Source organism: Citrobacter sp. Cpo103, from assembly GCF_030332605.1.
GTDB lineage: Bacteria > Pseudomonadota > Gammaproteobacteria > Enterobacterales > Enterobacteriaceae > Citrobacter > Citrobacter portucalensis.
On sequence record NZ_JAOWHO010000028.1, the window covers coordinates 1 to 19,602 of the forward strand.

Below are 19,602 nucleotides of genomic sequence, written 5' to 3' on the forward strand. Positions count from 1 at the left end.
GCATTCGACCAGATCGATAACGCGCCGGAAGAAAAAGCTCGTGGTATCACCATCAACACTTCTCACGTTGAATATGACACCCCGACTCGCCACTACGCACACGTAGACTGCCCGGGCCACGCCGACTATGTTAAAAACATGATCACCGGTGCTGCGCAGATGGACGGCGCGATCCTGGTTGTTGCTGCGACTGACGGCCCGATGCCGCAGACTCGTGAGCACATCCTGCTGGGTCGTCAGGTAGGTGTTCCGTACATCATCGTGTTCCTGAACAAATGCGACATGGTTGATGACGAAGAGCTGCTGGAACTGGTAGAAATGGAAGTTCGTGAACTTCTGTCTCAGTACGATTTCCCGGGCGACGACACTCCGATCGTTCGTGGTTCTGCTCTGAAAGCGCTGGAAGGCGAAGCAGAGTGGGAAGCGAAAATCATCGAACTGGCTGGCTTCCTGGATTCTTACATCCCAGAACCAGAGCGTGCGATTGACAAGCCGTTCCTGCTGCCTATCGAAGACGTATTCTCCATCTCCGGTCGTGGTACCGTTGTTACCGGTCGTGTAGAGCGCGGTATCATCAAAGTTGGTGAAGAAGTTGAAATCGTTGGTATCAAAGAGACTGCTAAGTCTACCTGTACTGGCGTTGAAATGTTCCGCAAACTGCTGGACGAAGGCCGTGCTGGTGAGAACGTTGGTGTTCTGCTGCGTGGTATCAAACGTGAAGAAATCGAACGTGGTCAGGTACTGGCTAAGCCGGGCTCTATCAAGCCGCACACCAAGTTCGAATCTGAAGTGTACATTCTGTCCAAAGACGAAGGCGGCCGTCATACTCCGTTCTTCAAAGGCTACCGTCCGCAGTTCTACTTCCGTACTACTGACGTGACTGGTACCATCGAACTGCCGGAAGGCGTAGAGATGGTAATGCCGGGCGACAACATCAAAATGGTTGTTACCCTGATCCACCCGATCGCGATGGACGACGGTCTGCGTTTCGCAATCCGTGAAGGCGGCCGTACTGTTGGTGCGGGCGTTGTTGCTAAAGTAATGAGCTAATTATTGATTAATTAGCTTTGAGCTTAAAAAGGGCGCTTCGGCGCCCTTTTTGCTACCTGCAATTTAGTCGTTGTCATATTTATTCGCATTTTTTATTCATTCTCCCGCCGCGTAAATCGCGTTGTGCTATTGTAATCATAACTATTCTCATTTACACTTTGCGCAGAAATTGAACGGGAGCGATCATGTACGTTTGTTTGTGTAATGCGATAAGTGATAAAAAAATACGTCAGGCTGTTCGCCAGTTTCATCCTCAGTCCTTTCAGCAATTACGTAAATTTATTCCTGTTGGAAATCAATGCGGTAAATGCATTCGTGCTGCCCGCGAGGTCATGCAGGATGAATTAACACAAATGCCAGAATTTAAAGAGATCGCCTAAGTCACACTCTTTTTTTTGACATCCCTGTAGCCCCATCTACGCTCTAAGAGTGGAAGCGGAGGGACTATAAAATGAAAGGTGATGTTAAAATCATAAATTATCTCAATAAACTATTGGGAAATGAGCTTGTCGCGATCAACCAGTATTTTCTCCATGCTCGTATGTTTAAAAACTGGGGACTGACTCGCCTCAATGATGTTGAGTACCATGAATCTATCGATGAGATGAAACACGCTGATAAATATATCGAGCGTATTTTATTCTTAGAAGGGATCCCGAACTTGCAGGATCTTGGCAAGTTGGGTATTGGCGAAGACGTTGAAGAGATGCTGCAATCCGATCTTCGACTCGAACTCGATGGTGCTAAAGACTTGCGTGAAGCCATTGCCTATGCCGATAGCGTTCATGATTATGTCAGCCGGGATATGATGATTGAGATCCTGACTGAAGAAGAAGGGCATATTGACTGGCTCGAAACCGAGCTGGACCTGATTGCAAAACTTGGCTTACAAAATTATCTGCAATCGCAAATTAAAGTCAGTGACTAACCACCCAGTATCATACTTACCAGGCCAATAACAAAACCCGCAGCCGCCAGATATGGCCCAAATGGCAGCGGGTTTTTTAGTACCTGTTTCCCGTAACGGACGCAGGAAATCCCGGTGAGGCAACATGCCATACCCGCGGCAAGTAAAACCAAAAGTGGTAATGATTCCCAGCGATGCCATGCGCCTAGTGCGGCAAGAAATTTGACATCGCCAAAGCCTAACCCTTCCTGTCGGCATATCAAACGATACCCCCAGTAGAACAAAGCAAATACCCCATAACCCGCTACAGCACCCCAAAGCGCGTCGGATAACTGTGCAGGTCTGCAGCATTGATGATAAATAAGACCGCCCCACAAAAGAGGGCAGGTAAATTTGTCGGGCAGCAACCCGGTACGTAGGTCGTGGACTAAGAGCAGTCCTGATAGCGAAACATAAATCAACAGAAAGGGGAGGTCGATGTACATGGGCAAGCCTTATCTGGTAAGCGTTTACCTTCAGGTAAACCCGGCGGCCCTACAAGCCCGGGATCTGGGTTATGGATGCTCTCTTCCACGGAAAACGCGTTGCACCGCAGGACATACAATCAGAGTGGAAGGAGCGCCGCATTTGTGAACGAGTGATTAATTTCTACGCGGCACTTGCTTAAGACTGAGATTTACGTATAATGCGCGGGCTTGTCTAATATTGACAGCGGTTCGATATGAGCCACCGGTACTGCGAAAGCAATACCAGACAATGTTCCCAATCGGGGAACTCTGTAAGAACGGTTACACTCTCCCATCAATCGTAATGGGTTTGAGGAGTAACTATTTCGTCTATAAAATAATTGGAGCTCTGGTCTCATGCAGAACCAAAGAATCCGTATCCGTTTGAAAGCGTTTGATCATCGTCTGATCGATCAATCAACCGCGGAAATCGTCGAGACTGCCAAGCGCACTGGTGCGCAGGTTCGTGGTCCGATCCCGCTGCCGACCCGCAAAGAGCGTTTCACCGTTCTGATCTCCCCGCACGTCAACAAAGACGCGCGTGATCAGTACGAGATCCGTACTCACAAGCGTCTGGTTGACATCGTTGAGCCAACTGAAAAAACCGTTGATGCTCTGATGCGTCTGGACCTGGCTGCCGGTGTAGACGTGCAGATCAGCCTGGGTTAATCAGGTCATCGAGCGATTGAGAGGTTGATACAATGATTGGTTTAGTCGGTAAAAAAGTGGGTATGACCCGCATCTTCACTGAAGATGGCGTATCTATCCCAGTAACCGTTATCGAAGTTGAAGCAAACCGCGTTACTCAGGTTAAAGATCTGGCTAACGATGGCTATCGCGCTGTTCAGGTTACCACCGGTGCTAAAAAAGCTAACCGCGTAACTAAGCCGGAAGCTGGCCACTTTGCTAAAGCTGGCGTAGAAGCTGGCCGCGGCCTGTGGGAGTTCCGTCTGGCAGATGGTGAAGAATACACCGTTGGTCAGAACATTAGCGTTGAACTGTTTGCTGACGTTAAAAAAGTTGACGTAACCGGTACCTCTAAAGGTAAAGGTTTCGCTGGTACCGTTAAGCGCTGGAACTTCCGCACCCAGGACGCTACTCACGGTAACTCCTTGTCTCACCGCGTTCCGGGTTCTATCGGTCAGAACCAGACTCCGGGCAAAGTGTTCAAAGGCAAGAAAATGGCAGGTCAGCTGGGCAACGAACGTGTAACCGTTCAGAGCCTGGACGTAGTACGTGTTGACGCTGAGCGCAACCTGCTGCTGGTTAAAGGTGGTGTTCCGGGTGCGACCGGTTGCGACCTGATCGTTAAACCAGCTGTGAAGGCGTAAGGGGATAGCAATGGAATTAGTATTGAAAGACGCGCAGAGCGCGCTGACTGTTTCCGAAACTACCTTCGGTCGTGATTTCAACGAAGCGCTGGTTCACCAGGTTGTTGTTGCTTATGCAGCTGGTGCTCGTCAGGGTACTCGTGCTCAGAAGACTCGTGCTGAAGTAACTGGTTCAGGCAAAAAGCCGTGGCGCCAGAAAGGTACCGGCCGTGCGCGTTCAGGTTCTATCAAGAGCCCGATCTGGCGTTCAGGTGGCGTGACCTTCGCTGCTCGTCCACAGGACCACAGTCAAAAAGTTAACAAAAAGATGTACCGCGGCGCGCTGAAAAGCATTCTGTCCGAACTGGTACGTCAGGATCGTCTGATCGTTGTCGAATCATTCTCTGTAGAAGCGCCTAAAACTAAGCTGCTGGCACAGAAACTGAAAGACATGGCTCTGGAAGATGTGCTGATCATCACCGGTGAGCTGGACGAAAACCTGTTCCTGGCTGCGCGCAACCTGCACAAGGTTGACGTACGCGATGCAACTGGTATCGACCCGGTTAGCCTGATCGCCTTCGACAAAGTCGTAATGACTGCTGATGCTGTTAAGCAAGTTGAGGAGATGCTGGCATGATTCGTGAAGAACGTCTGCTGAAAGTGCTGCGCGCACCGCACGTTTCTGAAAAAGCGTCTACTGCGATGGAAAAAACTAACACCATCGTTCTCAAAGTTGCTAAAGACGCGACCAAAGCAGAAATCAAAGCTGCTGTGCAGAAACTGTTTGAAGTCGAAGTCGAAGTCGTTAACACCCTGGTAGTTAAAGGGAAAGTTAAACGTCACGGACAGCGTATCGGTCGTCGTAGCGACTGGAAAAAAGCTTACGTCACCCTGAAGGAAGGCCAGAATCTGGACTTCGTCGGCGGCGCTGAGTAAGTCGGAGGAGTAATACAATGGCAGTTGTTAAATGTAAACCGACATCTCCGGGTCGTCGCCACGTTGTTAAAGTGGTCAACCCAGAGCTGCACAAGGGCAAACCTTTTGCTCCGCTGGTTGAAAAAAACAGCAAATCCGGTGGTCGTAACAACAATGGCCGCATCACCACTCGTCACATCGGTGGTGGTCACAAGCAGGCTTATCGTATTGTTGACTTCAAACGCAACAAAGACGGTATCCCGGCAGTTGTTGAACGTCTTGAGTACGATCCGAACCGCTCCGCGAACATCGCGCTGGTTCTGTACAAAGACGGTGAACGCCGTTACATCCTGGCCCCTAAAGGCCTGAAAGCTGGCGACCAGATTCAGTCTGGCGTTGATGCTGCAATCAAAGCAGGTAACACCCTGCCGATGCGCAATATCCCGGTTGGTTCTACCGTTCATAACGTAGAAATGAAACCAGGTAAAGGCGGTCAGCTGGCACGTTCCGCTGGTACTTACGTTCAGATCGTTGCTCGTGATGGTGCTTATGTCACCCTGCGTCTGCGTTCTGGTGAAATGCGTAAAGTCGAAGCAGACTGCCGTGCAACTCTGGGCGAAGTTGGCAATGCTGAGCATATGCTGCGCGTTCTGGGTAAAGCAGGTGCTGCACGCTGGCGTGGTGTTCGTCCTACCGTTCGCGGTACTGCGATGAACCCAGTCGACCACCCACATGGTGGTGGTGAAGGTCGTAACTTTGGTAAGCACCCGGTAACTCCGTGGGGCGTTCAGACCAAAGGTAAGAAGACCCGCAGCAACAAGCGTACTGATAAATTCATCGTACGTCGCCGTAGCAAATAATTTTAGAGGATAAGCCATGCCACGTTCTCTCAAGAAAGGTCCTTTTATTGACCTGCACTTGCTGAAGAAGGTAGAGAAAGCGGTGGAAAGCGGAGACAAGAAGCCCCTGCGCACTTGGTCCCGTCGTTCAACGATCTTTCCTAACATGATCGGTTTGACCATCGCTGTCCATAATGGTCGTCAGCACGTTCCGGTATTTGTTTCCGACGAAATGGTCGGTCACAAACTGGGTGAATTCGCACCGACTCGTACTTATCGCGGCCACGCTGCTGATAAAAAAGCGAAGAAGAAATAAGGTAGGAGGAAGAGATGGAAACTTTAGCTCAACATCGCCATGCTCGTTCTTCTGCTCAGAAGGTTCGCCTTGTTGCAGACCTGATTCGCGGTAAGAAAGTGTCGCAGGCTCTGGATATTCTGACCTACACCAATAAGAAAGCGGCTGTACTGGTTAAGAAAGTCCTGGAATCTGCCATTGCTAACGCTGAACACAACGATGGCGCTGACATTGACGATCTGAAAGTTACGAAAATTTTCGTAGACGAAGGCCCGAGCATGAAGCGCATTATGCCGCGTGCAAAAGGTCGTGCAGATCGCATCCTGAAGCGCACCAGCCACATTACTGTGGTTGTGTCCGATCGCTGAGACTCTGGAGACTAGCAATGGGTCAGAAAGTACATCCTAATGGTATTCGCCTGGGTATTGTAAAACCATGGAACTCAACCTGGTTTGCGAACACCAAAGAATTCGCTGACAACCTGGACAGCGATTTTAAAGTACGTCAGTACCTGACTAAGGAACTGGCTAAAGCGTCTGTATCTCGTATCGTTATCGAGCGTCCGGCTAAGAGCATCCGTGTGACCATTCACACCGCTCGCCCGGGTATCGTTATCGGTAAGAAAGGCGAAGACGTAGAAAAACTGCGCAAAGTCGTAGCCGATATTGCTGGCGTTCCTGCTCAGATCAATATCGCCGAAGTGCGTAAGCCTGAACTGGACGCAAAATTGGTTGCTGACAGCATCACTTCTCAGCTGGAACGTCGTGTTATGTTCCGTCGTGCTATGAAGCGTGCTGTACAGAACGCGATGCGTCTGGGCGCTAAAGGTATCAAAGTTGAAGTTAGCGGCCGTCTGGGCGGCGCGGAAATCGCACGTACCGAATGGTACCGCGAAGGTCGCGTACCTCTGCACACTCTGCGTGCTGACATCGACTACAACACCTCTGAAGCGCACACCACTTACGGTGTAATCGGCGTTAAAGTGTGGATCTTCAAAGGCGAGATCCTGGGTGGTATGGCTGCTGTTGAACAACCGGAAAAACCGGCTGCGCAACCTAAAAAGCAGCAGCGTAAAGGCCGTAAATAAGGAGCGTCGCTGATGTTACAACCAAAGCGTACAAAATTCCGTAAAATGCACAAAGGCCGTAACCGCGGTCTGGCTGCTGGCGCGGATGTTAGCTTCGGCAGCTTCGGTCTGAAAGCTGTTGGCCGTGGTCGTCTGACTGCCCGTCAGATCGAAGCAGCACGTCGTGCTATGACCCGTGCAGTTAAGCGTCAAGGTAAGATCTGGATCCGTGTATTCCCGGACAAACCGATCACTGAAAAGCCGCTGGCAGTGCGTATGGGTAAAGGTAAAGGTAACGTGGAGTATTGGGTTGCCTTGATTCAGCCGGGTAAAGTCCTGTATGAAATGGACGGCGTACCGGAAGAGCTGGCCCGTGAAGCATTCAAGCTGGCAGCAGCGAAACTGCCGATTAAAACCACCTTTGTAACTAAGACGGTGATGTAATGAAAGCAAAAGAGCTGCGTGAGAAGAGTGTTGAAGAGCTGAACACCGAGCTGCTGAATCTGCTGCGTGAGCAGTTCAACCTGCGTATGCAGGCTGCAAGTGGCCAGCTGCAACAGTCTCACCTGTTGAAGCAAGTGCGTCGTGACGTCGCACGCGTTAAGACTTTACTGACTGAGAAGGCGGGTGCGTAATGACCGATAAAATCCGTACTCTGCAAGGTCGCGTTGTTAGCGATAAAATGGAGAAATCCATCGTTGTTGCTATCGAACGTTTTGTGAAACACCCGATCTACGGTAAATTCATTAAGCGTACGACCAAACTGCACGTACATGACGAGAACAACGAATGCGGTACTGGTGACGTGGTTGAAATCCGCGAATGCCGTCCGCTGTCCAAGACTAAGTCCTGGACGCTGGTTCGCGTTGTAGAGAAAGCCGTTCTGTAATACAGTAGGCATTCTCAACGAATAAACGGCTCAGCGATGAGCCGTTTATTTTTTCTACCCATATCGTTGAAGCGGTGTTATAATGCCGCGCCCCCGATATGGGGCTTTTTTAACGACCTGATTTTCGGGTCTCAGTAGTAGTTGACATTAGCGGAGCACTAAAATGATCCAAGAACAGACTATGCTGAACGTCGCCGACAACTCCGGTGCACGTCGCGTAATGTGTATCAAGGTTCTGGGTGGCTCGCACCGTCGCTACGCAGGCGTCGGCGATATCATCAAGATCACCATCAAGGAAGCAATTCCGCGTGGTAAGGTCAAAAAAGGTGATGTGCTGAAGGCGGTAGTGGTGCGCACCAAGAAGGGTGTTCGTCGCCCGGACGGTTCTGTCATTCGCTTCGATGGTAATGCATGCGTTATTTTAAACAATAACAGCGAGCAACCTATCGGTACGCGTATTTTTGGGCCGGTAACTCGTGAACTTCGTAACGAGAAGTTCATGAAAATTATCTCTCTGGCACCAGAAGTACTCTAAGGAGCGAATCATGGCAGCGAAGATCCGTCGTGATGACGAAGTTATCGTGTTAACCGGTAAAGATAAAGGTAAACGCGGTAAAGTTAAGAATGTCCTGTCTTCCGGCAAGGTCATTGTTGAAGGTATCAACCTGGTTAAGAAACATCAGAAGCCGGTTCCGGCCCTGAACCAACCAGGCGGCATCGTAGAGAAAGAAGCAGCTATTCAGATCTCTAACCTTGCTATCTTCAACGCGGCAACCGGCAAGGCTGACCGTGTAGGCTTTAGATTCGAAGACGGCAAAAAAGTCCGTTTCTTCAAATCTAACAGCGAAACTATCAAGTAATTTGGAGTAGTACGATGGCGAAACTGCATGATTACTACAAAGACGAAGTAGTCGCTAAACTCATGACTGAGTTTAACTACAATTCTGTCATGCAAGTCCCTCGGGTCGAGAAGATCACCCTGAACATGGGTGTTGGTGAAGCGATCGCTGACAAGAAACTGCTGGATAACGCAGCAGCTGACCTGACAGCAATCTCCGGTCAAAAACCGCTGATCACCAAAGCACGCAAATCAGTTGCAGGCTTCAAAATCCGTCAGGGCTATCCGATCGGCTGTAAAGTAACTCTGCGTGGCGAACGCATGTGGGAGTTCTTTGAGCGCCTGATCACTATTGCTGTTCCACGTATCCGTGACTTCCGTGGCTTGTCCGCTAAGTCTTTCGACGGTCGTGGTAACTACAGCATGGGTGTCCGTGAGCAGATCATCTTCCCAGAAATCGACTACGATAAAGTCGACCGCGTGCGTGGTTTGGATATTACCATTACCACTACTGCGAAATCTGATGAAGAAGGCCGTGCTCTGCTGGCTGCCTTTGACTTCCCGTTCCGCAAGTAAGGTAGGGTTACTGAATGGCTAAGCAATCAATGAAAGCACGCGAAGTAAAGCGCGTAGCTTTAGCTGATAAGTACTTCGCAAAACGCGCTGAACTGAAAGCTATTATCTCTGATGTGAACGCGACCGACGAAGATCGTTGGAACGCAGTTCTCAAGCTGCAGTCTCTGCCGCGTGATTCCAGCCCGTCCCGTCAGCGTAACCGCTGCCGTCAAACAGGTCGTCCGCATGGCTATGTGGGCAAGTTCGGGTTGAGCCGTATCAAACTGCGTGAAGCCGCCATGCGCGGTGAAGTACCAGGCTTGAAAAAGGCTAGCTGGTAATTACCAATTGAATCACGGGAGTAAAGACAGATGAGCATGCAAGATCCGATCGCGGATATGCTGACCCGTATCCGTAACGGTCAGGCCGCGAATAAAGCTGCGGTCACCATGCCTTCCTCCAAGCTGAAAGTGGCAATTGCCAACGTGCTGAAGGAAGAAGGTTTTATTGAAGATTTTAAAGTTGAAGGCGACACCAAGCCGGAACTGGAACTTACTCTCAAGTATTTCCAGGGTAAAGCTGTTGTAGAAAGCATTCAGCGTGTCAGTCGCCCAGGTCTGCGCATTTATAAGCGTAAAGACGAGCTGCCGAAAGTTATGGCTGGCATGGGTATCGCAGTTGTTTCTACCTCTAAAGGTGTTATGACTGATCGTGCAGCGCGCCAGGCTGGTCTTGGTGGCGAAATTATCTGCTACGTAGCCTAATCGGAGGAAAAAATGTCTCGTGTTGCTAAAGCACCGGTCGTTATTCCTGCCGGCGTTGATGTAAAAATCAACGGTCAGGTTATTACGATCAAAGGTAAAAACGGCGAGCTGACTCGTACTCTCAACGATGCTGTTGCAGTAAATCATGCAGATAATGCACTGACCTTCGGTCCGCGTGATGGTTACGCAGATGGATGGGCTCAGGCTGGTACCGCGCGTGCCCTGCTGAATGCAATGGTTGTCGGTGTTACCGAAGGCTTCACTAAGAAGCTTCAGCTGGTTGGTGTAGGTTATCGTGCAGCGGTTAAAGGGAATGTAGTAAACCTGGCTTTAGGTTTCTCTCACCCAGTTGACCATCAGCTGCCTGCGGGAATCACTGCAGAATGTCCGTCTCAGACTGAAATCGTGCTGAAAGGCGCTGATAAACAGCTGATCGGTCAGGTTGCAGCAGATCTGCGCGCCTACCGTCGTCCTGAGCCTTATAAAGGCAAGGGTGTTCGTTACGCCGACGAAGTCGTGCGTACCAAAGAGGCTAAGAAGAAGTAAGGTAACACTATGGATAAGAAATCTGCTCGTATCCGTCGTGCGACCCGCGCACGCCGCAAGCTCCAGGAGCTGGGTGCAACTCGCCTGGTGGTACATCGTACCCCGCGTCATATTTACGCACAGGTAATTGCACCGAACGGTTCTGAAGTTCTGGTAGCTGCTTCTACTGTAGAAAAAGCTATCGCTGAACAATTGAAGTACACCGGTAACAAAGACGCTGCTGCAGCTGTAGGTAAAGCTGTTGCTGAACGCGCTCTGGAAAAAGGCATCAAAGATGTTTCTTTTGACCGTTCCGGGTTCCAATATCATGGTCGTGTCCAGGCACTGGCAGATGCTGCCCGTGAAGCTGGCCTTCAGTTCTAAGGTAGAGGTGTAAGATGGCTCACATCGAAAAACAAGCTGGCGAACTGCAGGAAAAGCTGATCGCGGTTAACCGCGTATCTAAAACCGTTAAAGGTGGTCGTATTTTCTCCTTCACAGCTCTGACTGTAGTTGGTGATGGTAACGGTCGCGTTGGTTTTGGTTACGGTAAAGCGCGTGAAGTTCCAGCAGCGATCCAGAAAGCGATGGAAAAAGCCCGTCGCAATATGATTAACGTCGCGCTGAACCACGGCACCCTGCAGCACCCGGTTAAGGGTACTCACACGGGTTCTCGTGTATTCATGCAGCCGGCTTCCGAAGGTACCGGTATCATCGCCGGTGGTGCAATGCGCGCCGTTCTGGAAGTCGCTGGAGTTCGTAACGTTCTGGCTAAAGCGTATGGTTCCACTAACCCGATTAACGTGGTTCGTGCAACTATCGATGGCCTGGAAAATATGAAATCTCCGGAAATGGTCGCTGCCAAGCGTGGTAAATCCGTTGAAGAAATTCTGGGGAAATAAACCATGGCAAAGACTATTAAAATTACTCAAACCCGCAGTGCAATCGGTCGTCTGCCGAAACACAAGGCAACGCTGCTTGGCCTGGGTCTGCGTCGTATTGGTCACACCGTAGAGCGCGAGGATACTCCTGCTGTTCGTGGTATGGTCAACGCGGTTTCCTTCATGGTTAAAGTTGAGGAGTAAGAGATGCGTTTAAATACTCTGTCTCCGGCCGAAGGCTCTAAAAAAGCGGCTCGCCGCCTGGGTCGTGGTATCGGTTCTGGCCTCGGTAAAACCGGTGGTCGTGGTCACAAAGGTCAGAAGTCTCGTTCTGGCGGTGGCGTACGTCGCGGTTTCGAGGGTGGTCAGATGCCTCTGTACCGTCGTCTGCCGAAATTCGGCTTCACTTCACGTAAAGCAGCGATTACAGCCGAAGTTCGTCTGTCTGACCTGGCTAAAGTTGAAGGCGGTGTTGTAGACCTGAACACGCTGAAAGCAGCTAACATTATCGGTATCCAGATCGAGTTCGCGAAAGTGATCCTGGCTGGTGAAGTCACTACTCCGGTAACTGTTCGTGGCCTGCGTGTTACTAAAGGCGCTCGTGCTGCTATCGAAGCTGCTGGCGGTAAAATCGAGGAATAAGTAGCAGATGGCTAAACAACCGGGATTAGATTTTCAAAGTGCCAAAGGTGGCTTAGGCGAGCTGAAACGCAGACTGCTGTTTGTAATCGGCGCGCTGATTGTGTTCCGTATTGGCTCTTTCATTCCGATCCCTGGTATTGATGCCGCTGTACTTGCCAAACTGCTTGAGCAACAGCGAGGCACCATCATTGAAATGTTTAACATGTTCTCTGGTGGTGCTCTCAGCCGTGCTTCTATCTTTGCTCTGGGGATCATGCCGTATATTTCGGCGTCGATCATTATCCAGCTGCTGACGGTGGTTCATCCAACGCTGGCAGAAATTAAGAAAGAAGGGGAGTCTGGTCGTCGTAAGATCAGCCAGTACACCCGCTACGGTACTCTGGTGCTGGCAATATTCCAGTCGATCGGTATTGCTACCGGTCTGCCGAATATGCCTGGTATGCAGGGCCTGGTGATGAACCCAGGCTTTGCATTCTATTTCACCGCTGTTGTAAGTCTGGTTACAGGGACGATGTTCCTGATGTGGTTGGGCGAACAGATTACTGAACGTGGTATCGGCAACGGTATCTCAATCATTATCTTCGCCGGTATTGTCGCGGGACTCCCGCCAGCCATTGCCCATACTATCGAGCAAGCGCGTCAAGGCGACCTGCACTTCCTCGTGTTGCTGTTGGTTGCAGTATTAGTATTCGCAGTGACGTTCTTTGTTGTATTTGTTGAGCGTGGTCAACGCCGTATTGTGGTAAACTACGCGAAACGTCAGCAAGGTCGTCGTGTCTATGCTGCACAGAGCACACATTTACCGCTGAAAGTGAATATGGCGGGGGTAATCCCGGCAATCTTCGCTTCCAGTATTATTCTGTTCCCGGCGACCATCGCGTCATGGTTCGGGGGCGGGACTGGTTGGAACTGGCTGACAACAATTTCGCTGTATTTGCAGCCTGGGCAACCGCTTTATGTGTTACTCTATGCGTCTGCAATCATATTCTTCTGTTTCTTCTACACGGCGTTGGTTTTCAACCCGCGTGAAACAGCAGATAACCTGAAGAAGTCCGGTGCATTTGTACCAGGAATTCGTCCGGGAGAGCAAACGGCGAAGTATATCGATAAAGTAATGACCCGCCTGACTTTGGTTGGTGCGCTCTACATTACTTTTATCTGCCTGATCCCGGAGTTCATGCGTGATGCAATGAAAGTACCGTTCTACTTCGGTGGGACCTCACTGCTTATCGTTGTTGTCGTGATTATGGACTTTATGGCTCAAGTGCAAACTCTGATGATGTCAAGTCAGTACGAGTCTGCATTGAAGAAGGCGAATCTGAAAGGCTACGGCCGTTAACAGTCGCCCGAGAAGTTACGGAGAGTAAAAATGAAAGTTCGTGCTTCCGTCAAGAAATTATGCCGTAACTGCAAAATCGTTAAGCGTGATGGTGTCATCCGTGTGATTTGCAGTGCCGAGCCGAAGCATAAACAGCGCCAAGGCTGATTTATTCGCATATTTTTCTTGCAAAGTTGGGTTGAGCTGGCTAGATTAGCCAGCCAATCTTTTGTATGTCTGTGCGTTTCCATTTGAGTATCCTGAAAACGGGCTTTTCAGCATGGTGCGTACATATTAAATAGTAGGAGTGCATAGTGGCCCGTATAGCAGGCATTAACATTCCTGATCAGAAACATGCTGTGATCGCATTAACTTCGATCTACGGCGTCGGCAAGACCCGTTCTAAAGCCATTCTGGCTGCCGCGGGTATCGCTGAAGATGTTAAGATCAGTGAGCTGTCTGAAGAACAAATCGACACGCTGCGTGACGAAGTTGCCAAATTTGTCGTTGAAGGTGATCTGCGCCGTGAAGTTAGCATGAGCATCAAGCGCCTTATGGATCTTGGTTGCTATCGCGGTTTGCGTCATCGTCGTGGTCTCCCGGTTCGCGGTCAGCGTACCAAGACCAACGCACGTACCCGTAAGGGTCCGCGCAAACCGATCAAGAAATAATCGGGGTGATTGAATAATGGCAAAGGCACCAATTCGTGCACGTAAACGTGTAAGAAAACAAGTCTCTGACGGCGTGGCTCATATCCATGCTTCTTTTAACAACACCATCGTTACCATTACTGATCGTCAGGGTAACGCACTGGGTTGGGCAACAGCCGGTGGTTCCGGTTTCCGTGGTTCTCGCAAATCCACTCCGTTTGCAGCTCAGGTTGCAGCAGAGCGTTGCGCTGAAGCCGTAAAAGAATACGGTATCAAGAATCTGGAAGTTATGGTCAAAGGACCGGGTCCAGGTCGCGAATCTACTGTTCGTGCTCTGAACGCCGCTGGTTTCCGCATCACTAATATTACTGATGTGACTCCGATCCCTCATAACGGTTGTCGTCCGCCGAAAAAACGTCGCGTATAACGCTGTCGTTTCTAGGATTGTTGGAGAAAGAAAATGGCAAGATATTTGGGTCCTAAGCTCAAGCTGAGCCGTCGTGAGGGCACTGACTTATTCCTTAAGTCTGGCGTTCGCGCGATCGATACCAAGTGTAAAATTGAACAAGCTCCTGGCCAGCACGGTGCGCGTAAACCGCGTCTGTCTGACTATGGTGTGCAGTTGCGTGAAAAGCAAAAAGTTCGCCGTATCTACGGTGTGCTGGAGCGTCAGTTCCGTAACTACTACAAAGAAGCAGCACGTCTGAAAGGCAACACCGGTGAAAACCTGTTGGGTCTGCTGGAAGGTCGTCTGGACAACGTTGTATACCGTATGGGCTTCGGTGCCACTCGTGCAGAAGCACGTCAGCTGGTCAGCCATAAAGCAATTATGGTAAACGGTCGTGTTGTTAACATCGCTTCTTATCAGGTTAGTCCGAATGACGTTGTTAGCATTCGTGAGAAAGCGAAGAAGCAGTCTCGCGTGAAAGCCGCTCTGGAGCTGGCTGAGCAGCGTGAAAAGCCAACCTGGCTGGAAGTTGATGCTGGCAAGATGGAAGGTACGTTCAAGCGTAAGCCGGAGCGTTCTGATCTGTCTGCGGACATTAACGAACACCTGATCGTCGAGCTTTACTCCAAGTAAAGCTTAGTACCAAAGAGAGGACACAATGCAGGGTTCTGTGACAGAGTTTCTAAAACCGCGCCTGGTAGATATCGAGCAAGTGAGTTCGACGCACGCCAAGGTGACCCTTGAGCCTTTAGAGCGTGGCTTTGGCCATACTTTGGGTAACGCACTGCGCCGTATTCTGCTCTCATCGATGCCGGGTTGCGCGGTGACCGAGGTTGAGATTGATGGTGTACTACATGAGTACAGCACCAAAGAAGGCGTTCAGGAAGATATCCTGGAAATCCTGCTCAACCTGAAAGGGCTGGCGGTGAGAGTTCAGGATAAAGATGACGTTATTCTTACCTTGAATAAATCTGGCATTGGCCCTGTGACTGCAGCCGACATTACCCATGATGGTGATGTCGAAATCGTCAAGCCACAGCACGTGATCTGCCACCTGACCGATGAGAATGCATCTATTAGCATGCGTATCAAAGTTCAGCGCGGTCGTGGTTATGTGCCGGCTTCTACCCGAATTCATTCGGAAGAAGATGAGCGCCCAATCGGCCGTCTGCTGGTCGACGCATGCTACAGCCCTGTAGAGCGTATTGCCTACAATGTTGAAGCAGCGCGTGTAGAACAGCGTACCGACCTGGACAAGCTGGTCATCGAAATGGAAACCAACGGCACAATCGATCCTGAAGAGGCGATTCGTCGTGCGGCAACCATTCTGGCTGAACAACTGGAAGCTTTCGTTGATTTACGTGATGTACGTCAGCCGGAAGTTAAAGAAGAGAAACCAGAATTCGATCCGATCCTGCTGCGCCCTGTTGACGATCTGGAATTGACTGTCCGCTCTGCTAACTGCCTCAAAGCAGAAGCTATCCACTATATCGGTGATCTGGTACAGCGTACTGAGGTTGAGCTTCTTAAGACGCCTAACCTTGGTAAAAAATCTCTTACCGAGATTAAAGACGTGCTGGCTTCCCGTGGACTGTCTCTGGGCATGCGCCTGGAAAACTGGCCACCGGCAAGCATCGCTGACGAGTAACCGGATCACAGGTTAAGGTTTTACTGAGAAGGATAAGGTCATGCGCCATCGTAAGAGTGGTCGTCAACTGAACCGCAACAGCAGCCATCGCCAGGCTATGTTCCGCAATATGGCAGGTTCACTGGTTCGTCATGAAATCATCAAGACGACTCTGCCGAAAGCGAAAGAGCTGCGTCGCGTAGTTGAGCCGCTGATTACTCTTGCCAAGACTGATAGCGTAGCTAATCGTCGTCTGGCATTCGCCCGTACTCGTGATAACGAGATCGTGGCAAAACTGTTTAACGAACTGGGCCCGCGTTTTGCGAGCCGCGCCGGTGGTTACACTCGCATTCTGAAGTGTGGTTTCCGTGCAGGCGACAACGCGCCGATGGCATACATCGAGCTGGTTGATCGTTCAGAGAAAACAGAAGCTGCTGCAGAGTAATCTGTAGTAACGTAAAAAAACCCGCCTCGGCGGGTTTTTTTATATCCGTCATATCCCCACTTATCTACAATATCTGTACTATTTTTGTTCATCCCCTGGAGTGTTGTATGTGGTTACTTGACCAGTGGGCAGAGCGCCATATTATTGATGCACAGTCTAAAGGCGAGTTTGATGATTTACCGGGAATGGGTGAACCGCTGACTCTTGACGATGACTCCCATGTCCCGCCTGAACTCCGAGCCGGATACCGTTTATTAAAAAATGCAGGTTGCCTTCCTCCTGAGCTCGAGCAACGCAGAGAGGCAATACAGCTGCTTGAAATACTCGCGGGGATCCGCAAAGATGATCCCAGTTATCCGGAGGTGAGCCGAAGACTGTCGCTACTGGAACTTAAACTTCGGCAGGCTGGACTCAGCACCGAGTTTTTGCGCGGTGACTACGCAGATAAGTTGCTAAAAAAGATCAACGACGAATAGCGGAGAGAGCATGTACCGAATTGGTGAAATAGCGAAACTGGCTGACGTGACGCCGGATACTATCCGCTACTATGAAAAGCAGCAGATGATGGAGCATGAAGTGCGTACTGAAGGCGGATTTCGCCTCTATACAGAAAGCGATCTTCAGCGCTTGAAGTTTATTCGTTATGCCCGGCAGCTTGGTTTCACTCTGGAGTCGATCCGCGAATTGCTTTCGATCCGTGTTGATCCCGAACACCATACCTGTCAGGAATCAAAAGGGATCGTCCAGGAAAGACTGCAAGAAGTCGAAGCCCGTATTGCTGAACTTCAGACGATGCAGCGGTCTCTGCAGCGATTGAATGATGCATGCTGCGGCAAGGCACACAGCAGCGTGTACTGCTCTATTCTTGAAGCTCTTGAGCAAGGCGCCAGTGGAACAACATCAGGCTGTTGATTTCTTGAACTGCCAGGTCTACACTCGCGGCGTAAATTCCTACAAACTGGAGATATTATGAGTCGTTATCAGCACACCAAAGGGCAGATAAAGGACAACGCCATTGAGGCGCTTCTGCATGACCCACTGTTCAGACAGCGCGTTGAGAAAAATAAGAAAGGGAAAGGAAGTTATCTACGTAAAGGAAAACATGGCAATCGGGGTAACTGGGAGGCCAGTGGCAAGAAAGTAATTAACTTTTTTACCACTGGCCTTCTTGTTTCAGTGAGTGCTTAAGAGCGATTATTCTGTTCTTTCAGCAGGTCACGAATTTCACTTAGCAATACTTCTTCTTTCGATGGAGCTGGCGGTGCTGCCGGCTCTTCAGCTTTTTTACGGTTCAGTTTGTTGATCAGTTTGATTGCCATAAAGATAGCAAACGCAACAATAATGAAATCGAATACATTTTGAATAAATACACCGTAATGCATGACCACGGCAGGGATGTCTCCCTGTGCATCACGTAGCGTTAAAGCAAACTGTTTAAAATCAATTCCACCAATTAACAGCCCCAGCGGCGGCATAATGATATCGGCAACCAGTGATGAAACAATCTTACCGAATGCCGCACCAATAATGACACCCACTGCCAAATCGACAACATTCCCGCGCATCGCGAATTCGCGAAACTCTTTAATAATGCTCATTTTATTCTCCCTATGCAGCTGACGTTTATAAGTTTAACAAATGTTTAGGCAATTTCCATTTATGTATTGCCGAAAGGAAAATTTATTAGACCATGAAAAATAAAGGGAAATAAAAAGGGCACTGTATTAGCGCCCAAATTATTACAGGAAGAAAGGACTTGGTTGGAATAGTCGCTCGACGTCAGTAATAAACTTTTTATCTGTCAGGAACATAATTACGTGATCGCCCTGCTCAATGCGCAGGTTATCGTTGGCAATCATGACATCGTTACCACGTACAACGGCGCCAATAATGGTTCCGGGCGGAAGTTTAATTTCATCAATTGAACGCCCTACAACTCTCGACGTCGTTTCATCCCCGTGTGCGACGGCTTCAATGGCTTCCGCGACGCCACGGCGAAGTGAAGAAACGCCAACAATATCAGCTTTACGCACGTGGCTCAGCAGCGCGGAGATGGTCGCCTGCTGCGGTGAAATCGCAATATCGATCACGCTGCCTTGCACCAGATCGACGTATGCTCTGCGCTGGATCAACACCATTACTTTCTTGGCGCCCATCCGTTTGGCAAGCATCGCCGACATGATATTTGCTTCGTCATCATTGGTCACTGCGATGAACAGATCGACCTGATCGATATGTTCTTCGGCCAGTAACTCTTGATCCGAAGCATCACCAAAAAAGACGATCGTATTTTGTAGTTTCTCTGCAAGTTCGGATGCGCGTTGTTGATTACGTTCGATCAGTTTGACGCTGTAATCTTTTTCCAGACGACGTGCCAGACCCGCACCGATATTACCGCCACCCACTAACATAATGCGTTTGTACGGCTTTTCCAGACGCTGCAGTTCACTCATTACGGCGCGTATATGCTGTGATGCCGCAATAAAGAAGACTTCATCACCCGCTTCAACGATCGTAGAACCTTGCGGACGGATCGGTCGGTCATGACGGAAAATCGCCGCAACGCGGGTATCGATGTGCGGCATATGCTCACGCATTGTTGACAGCGCATTACCGATAAGCGGCCCGCCGTAATAGGCTTTTACTACTGCCAGACTGACTTTACCTTCGGCAAAATTCACCACCTGTAATGCGCCCGGATATTCAATCAGGCGATAAATGCTATCAATAACCAGTTGCTCAGGCGCAATCAGGTGATCGATTGGCACCGCATCGGATTGGAACAGCTTGTCGGCATCGCGAACGTAATCTGGTGAACGAATACGGGCGATGCGATTAGGCGTATTAAACAGTGAATAAGCTACCTGGCAGGCAACCATATTTGTTTCATCTGAGCTGGTTACGGCAACCAGCATATCGGCATCGTCGGCACCGGCTTCACGCAATACGCGGGGATGCGAACCATGCCCTTGCACGACACGGAGATCAAACTTGTCCTGCAGGCTGCGCAGGCGTTCACCATTGGTATCGACTACCGTGATATCGTTGTTCTCTCCGACCAGGTTTTCAGCCAGCGTACCGCCAACTTGCCCTGCGCCCAGAATGATAATTTTCATCAGTCGCGACCCGTTA

The 19,602-nt window shown here is 49.9% G+C and carries 37 protein-coding genes; 34 read left to right on the forward strand and 3 right to left on the reverse strand.

Annotated features, from left to right (window positions below; translation table 11 throughout):
- From tuf to bfr, 3 genes are all read left to right on the forward strand, one after another.
- Positions 1-1,050: elongation factor Tu (gene tuf / locus OGX89_RS08515; protein ID WP_063942044.1), on the forward strand; the 1,050-nt coding region annotated here is incomplete at its 5' end.
- 185 nt (positions 1,051-1,235) lie between these two features.
- Positions 1,236-1,430: a bacterioferritin-associated ferredoxin gene (gene bfd / locus OGX89_RS08520; protein ID WP_003031111.1), complete on the forward strand. Its 195-nt coding sequence runs from the start codon at positions 1,236-1,238 to the stop codon at positions 1,428-1,430.
- Positions 1,431-1,501: 71 nt separating this feature from the next.
- Entirely contained in the window at positions 1,502-1,978 is a 477-nt protein-coding gene (gene bfr, locus OGX89_RS08525; protein ID WP_003827773.1) for a bacterioferritin, read from the forward strand.
- Here bfr and OGX89_RS08530 read toward each other — a convergent pair.
- A complete protein-coding gene (locus OGX89_RS08530; protein ID WP_003827774.1) occupies positions 1,975-2,442 on the reverse strand; it encodes a prepilin peptidase in 468 nt (155 codons plus the stop codon). The two genes, bfr and OGX89_RS08530, sit on opposite strands and share 4 nt — an antisense overlap.
- 378 nt (positions 2,443-2,820) lie before the next feature.
- Between OGX89_RS08530 and rpsJ the strand changes: the two genes are divergently transcribed.
- The 31 genes from rpsJ to arfA all read left to right on the forward strand — a co-directional run bounded on the left by rpsJ (position 2,821) and on the right by arfA (position 17,658).
- On the forward strand, positions 2,821-3,132 hold the full coding sequence (gene rpsJ, locus OGX89_RS08535; protein WP_001181005.1) for a 30S ribosomal protein S10: 312 nt from the start codon (positions 2,821-2,823) through the stop codon (positions 3,130-3,132).
- Positions 3,133-3,164: 32 nt separating this feature from the next.
- A complete protein-coding gene (rplC, locus tag OGX89_RS08540; protein ID WP_003031117.1) occupies positions 3,165-3,794 on the forward strand; it encodes a 50S ribosomal protein L3 in 630 nt (209 codons plus the stop codon).
- Positions 3,795-3,804: 10 nt separating this feature from the next.
- Positions 3,805-4,410: a 50S ribosomal protein L4 gene (gene rplD, locus OGX89_RS08545; RefSeq protein WP_003031119.1), complete on the forward strand. Its 606-nt coding sequence runs from the start codon at positions 3,805-3,807 to the stop codon at positions 4,408-4,410.
- Positions 4,407-4,709 carry a 50S ribosomal protein L23 gene (gene rplW / locus OGX89_RS08550; protein WP_000617546.1) on the forward strand — a complete coding sequence of 101 codons (303 nt, stop codon included), beginning with the start codon at positions 4,407-4,409 and terminating at the stop codon, positions 4,707-4,709. Before rplD ends, rplW begins: the two co-directional genes overlap by 4 nt.
- Positions 4,710-4,726: 17 nt before the next feature.
- The gene (gene rplB / locus OGX89_RS08555) at positions 4,727-5,548 is read left to right on the forward strand and encodes a 50S ribosomal protein L2 (RefSeq protein ID WP_000301869.1); all 822 of its coding nucleotides are present in this window, start codon (positions 4,727-4,729) and stop codon (positions 5,546-5,548) included.
- Between the two features lie 16 nt (positions 5,549-5,564).
- A complete protein-coding gene (gene rpsS / locus OGX89_RS08560) occupies positions 5,565-5,843 on the forward strand; it encodes a 30S ribosomal protein S19 (RefSeq protein WP_001138115.1) in 279 nt (92 codons plus the stop codon).
- Positions 5,844-5,857: 14 nt separating this feature from the next.
- The gene (gene rplV, locus OGX89_RS08565; protein WP_000448832.1) at positions 5,858-6,190 is read left to right on the forward strand and encodes a 50S ribosomal protein L22; all 333 of its coding nucleotides are present in this window, start codon (positions 5,858-5,860) and stop codon (positions 6,188-6,190) included.
- Between the two features lie 17 nt (positions 6,191-6,207).
- A complete protein-coding gene (gene rpsC, locus OGX89_RS08570; RefSeq protein ID WP_000529945.1) occupies positions 6,208-6,909 on the forward strand; it encodes a 30S ribosomal protein S3 in 702 nt (233 codons plus the stop codon).
- A 12-nt stretch (positions 6,910-6,921) separates the two neighbouring features.
- The gene (gene rplP / locus OGX89_RS08575; protein WP_000941208.1) at positions 6,922-7,332 is read left to right on the forward strand and encodes a 50S ribosomal protein L16; all 411 of its coding nucleotides are present in this window, start codon (positions 6,922-6,924) and stop codon (positions 7,330-7,332) included.
- On the forward strand, positions 7,332-7,523 hold the full coding sequence (gene rpmC, locus OGX89_RS08580; RefSeq protein WP_000644742.1) for a 50S ribosomal protein L29: 192 nt from the start codon (positions 7,332-7,334) through the stop codon (positions 7,521-7,523). The genes rplP and rpmC overlap by 1 nt, the downstream gene beginning before the upstream one ends.
- Positions 7,523-7,777 carry a 30S ribosomal protein S17 gene (gene rpsQ, locus OGX89_RS08585; protein ID WP_003031120.1) on the forward strand — a complete coding sequence of 85 codons (255 nt, stop codon included), beginning with the start codon at positions 7,523-7,525 and terminating at the stop codon, positions 7,775-7,777. Before rpmC ends, rpsQ begins: the two co-directional genes overlap by 1 nt.
- 163 nt (positions 7,778-7,940) lie before the next feature.
- Entirely contained in the window at positions 7,941-8,312 is a 372-nt protein-coding gene (rplN, locus tag OGX89_RS08590) for a 50S ribosomal protein L14 (protein ID WP_000613954.1), read from the forward strand.
- A gap of 10 nt (positions 8,313-8,322) precedes the next feature.
- A complete protein-coding gene (gene rplX, locus OGX89_RS08595; RefSeq protein ID WP_003031122.1) occupies positions 8,323-8,637 on the forward strand; it encodes a 50S ribosomal protein L24 in 315 nt (104 codons plus the stop codon).
- A 14-nt stretch (positions 8,638-8,651) separates the two neighbouring features.
- Positions 8,652-9,191, forward strand: a complete 540-nt coding sequence (gene rplE / locus OGX89_RS08600; RefSeq protein WP_003031123.1) for a 50S ribosomal protein L5 — start codon at positions 8,652-8,654, stop codon at positions 9,189-9,191.
- Positions 9,192-9,205: 14 nt separating this feature from the next.
- Entirely contained in the window at positions 9,206-9,511 is a 306-nt protein-coding gene (gene rpsN / locus OGX89_RS08605) for a 30S ribosomal protein S14 (RefSeq protein WP_003031125.1), read from the forward strand.
- A 30-nt stretch (positions 9,512-9,541) separates the two neighbouring features.
- Complete coding sequence (gene rpsH, locus OGX89_RS08610; RefSeq protein ID WP_003031127.1) at positions 9,542-9,934, forward strand: 30S ribosomal protein S8; 393 nt, start codon at positions 9,542-9,544, stop codon at positions 9,932-9,934.
- Positions 9,935-9,946: 12 nt separating this feature from the next.
- Positions 9,947-10,480 (forward strand): 50S ribosomal protein L6, encoded by a 534-nt coding sequence (gene rplF, locus OGX89_RS08615; protein WP_003031129.1) that lies wholly within the window; start codon positions 9,947-9,949, stop codon positions 10,478-10,480.
- 9 nt (positions 10,481-10,489) lie between these two features.
- Complete coding sequence (gene rplR / locus OGX89_RS08620) at positions 10,490-10,843, forward strand: 50S ribosomal protein L18 (RefSeq protein WP_000358960.1); 354 nt, start codon at positions 10,490-10,492, stop codon at positions 10,841-10,843.
- Between the two features lie 14 nt (positions 10,844-10,857).
- Positions 10,858-11,361 (forward strand): 30S ribosomal protein S5, encoded by a 504-nt coding sequence (rpsE, locus tag OGX89_RS08625; RefSeq protein WP_003031131.1) that lies wholly within the window; start codon positions 10,858-10,860, stop codon positions 11,359-11,361.
- A gap of 3 nt (positions 11,362-11,364) precedes the next feature.
- A complete protein-coding gene (gene rpmD / locus OGX89_RS08630) occupies positions 11,365-11,544 on the forward strand; it encodes a 50S ribosomal protein L30 (RefSeq protein ID WP_001140434.1) in 180 nt (59 codons plus the stop codon).
- A 3-nt stretch (positions 11,545-11,547) separates the two neighbouring features.
- Positions 11,548-11,982, forward strand: a complete 435-nt coding sequence (rplO, locus tag OGX89_RS08635; protein ID WP_003031132.1) for a 50S ribosomal protein L15 — start codon at positions 11,548-11,550, stop codon at positions 11,980-11,982.
- Positions 11,983-11,989: 7 nt separating this feature from the next.
- Positions 11,990-13,321: a preprotein translocase subunit SecY gene (secY, locus tag OGX89_RS08640; protein ID WP_001118864.1), complete on the forward strand. Its 1,332-nt coding sequence runs from the start codon at positions 11,990-11,992 to the stop codon at positions 13,319-13,321.
- A 30-nt stretch (positions 13,322-13,351) separates the two neighbouring features.
- Positions 13,352-13,468 (forward strand): 50S ribosomal protein L36, encoded by a 117-nt coding sequence (gene rpmJ, locus OGX89_RS08645; RefSeq protein WP_000868187.1) that lies wholly within the window; start codon positions 13,352-13,354, stop codon positions 13,466-13,468.
- A gap of 146 nt (positions 13,469-13,614) precedes the next feature.
- Positions 13,615-13,971, forward strand: a complete 357-nt coding sequence (gene rpsM, locus OGX89_RS08650; RefSeq protein WP_003031135.1) for a 30S ribosomal protein S13 — start codon at positions 13,615-13,617, stop codon at positions 13,969-13,971.
- Between the two features lie 16 nt (positions 13,972-13,987).
- Positions 13,988-14,377: a 30S ribosomal protein S11 gene (gene rpsK / locus OGX89_RS08655; RefSeq protein ID WP_003031137.1), complete on the forward strand. Its 390-nt coding sequence runs from the start codon at positions 13,988-13,990 to the stop codon at positions 14,375-14,377.
- A gap of 33 nt (positions 14,378-14,410) precedes the next feature.
- Positions 14,411-15,031 (forward strand): 30S ribosomal protein S4, encoded by a 621-nt coding sequence (gene rpsD, locus OGX89_RS08660; protein ID WP_003031138.1) that lies wholly within the window; start codon positions 14,411-14,413, stop codon positions 15,029-15,031.
- A 25-nt stretch (positions 15,032-15,056) separates the two neighbouring features.
- Positions 15,057-16,046 (forward strand): DNA-directed RNA polymerase subunit alpha, encoded by a 990-nt coding sequence (locus tag OGX89_RS08665; protein WP_286560282.1) that lies wholly within the window; start codon positions 15,057-15,059, stop codon positions 16,044-16,046.
- A 40-nt stretch (positions 16,047-16,086) separates the two neighbouring features.
- Positions 16,087-16,470 (forward strand): 50S ribosomal protein L17, encoded by a 384-nt coding sequence (gene rplQ / locus OGX89_RS08670; RefSeq protein ID WP_001216370.1) that lies wholly within the window; start codon positions 16,087-16,089, stop codon positions 16,468-16,470.
- A 107-nt stretch (positions 16,471-16,577) separates the two neighbouring features.
- A complete protein-coding gene (locus OGX89_RS08675; protein WP_003828274.1) occupies positions 16,578-16,946 on the forward strand; it encodes a DnaJ family domain-containing protein in 369 nt (122 codons plus the stop codon).
- Between the two features lie 10 nt (positions 16,947-16,956).
- Positions 16,957-17,382: a Zn(2+)-responsive transcriptional regulator gene (gene zntR / locus OGX89_RS08680; protein WP_003031145.1), complete on the forward strand. Its 426-nt coding sequence runs from the start codon at positions 16,957-16,959 to the stop codon at positions 17,380-17,382.
- Positions 17,383-17,439: 57 nt separating this feature from the next.
- The gene (gene arfA / locus OGX89_RS08685; protein WP_003828276.1) at positions 17,440-17,658 is read left to right on the forward strand and encodes an alternative ribosome-rescue factor ArfA; all 219 of its coding nucleotides are present in this window, start codon (positions 17,440-17,442) and stop codon (positions 17,656-17,658) included.
- On the opposite strand, the gene mscL is transcribed toward arfA, so the two are convergent.
- Positions 17,655-18,068, reverse strand: a complete 414-nt coding sequence (gene mscL / locus OGX89_RS08690) for a large-conductance mechanosensitive channel protein MscL (RefSeq protein WP_003031152.1) — start codon at positions 18,066-18,068, stop codon at positions 17,655-17,657. The two genes, arfA and mscL, sit on opposite strands and share 4 nt — an antisense overlap.
- Before the next feature lie 141 nt (positions 18,069-18,209).
- Positions 18,210-19,586 (reverse strand): Trk system potassium transporter TrkA, encoded by a 1,377-nt coding sequence (trkA, locus tag OGX89_RS08695; protein ID WP_003031153.1) that lies wholly within the window; start codon positions 19,584-19,586, stop codon positions 18,210-18,212.
- Positions 19,587-19,602 lie beyond the last annotated feature (16 nt).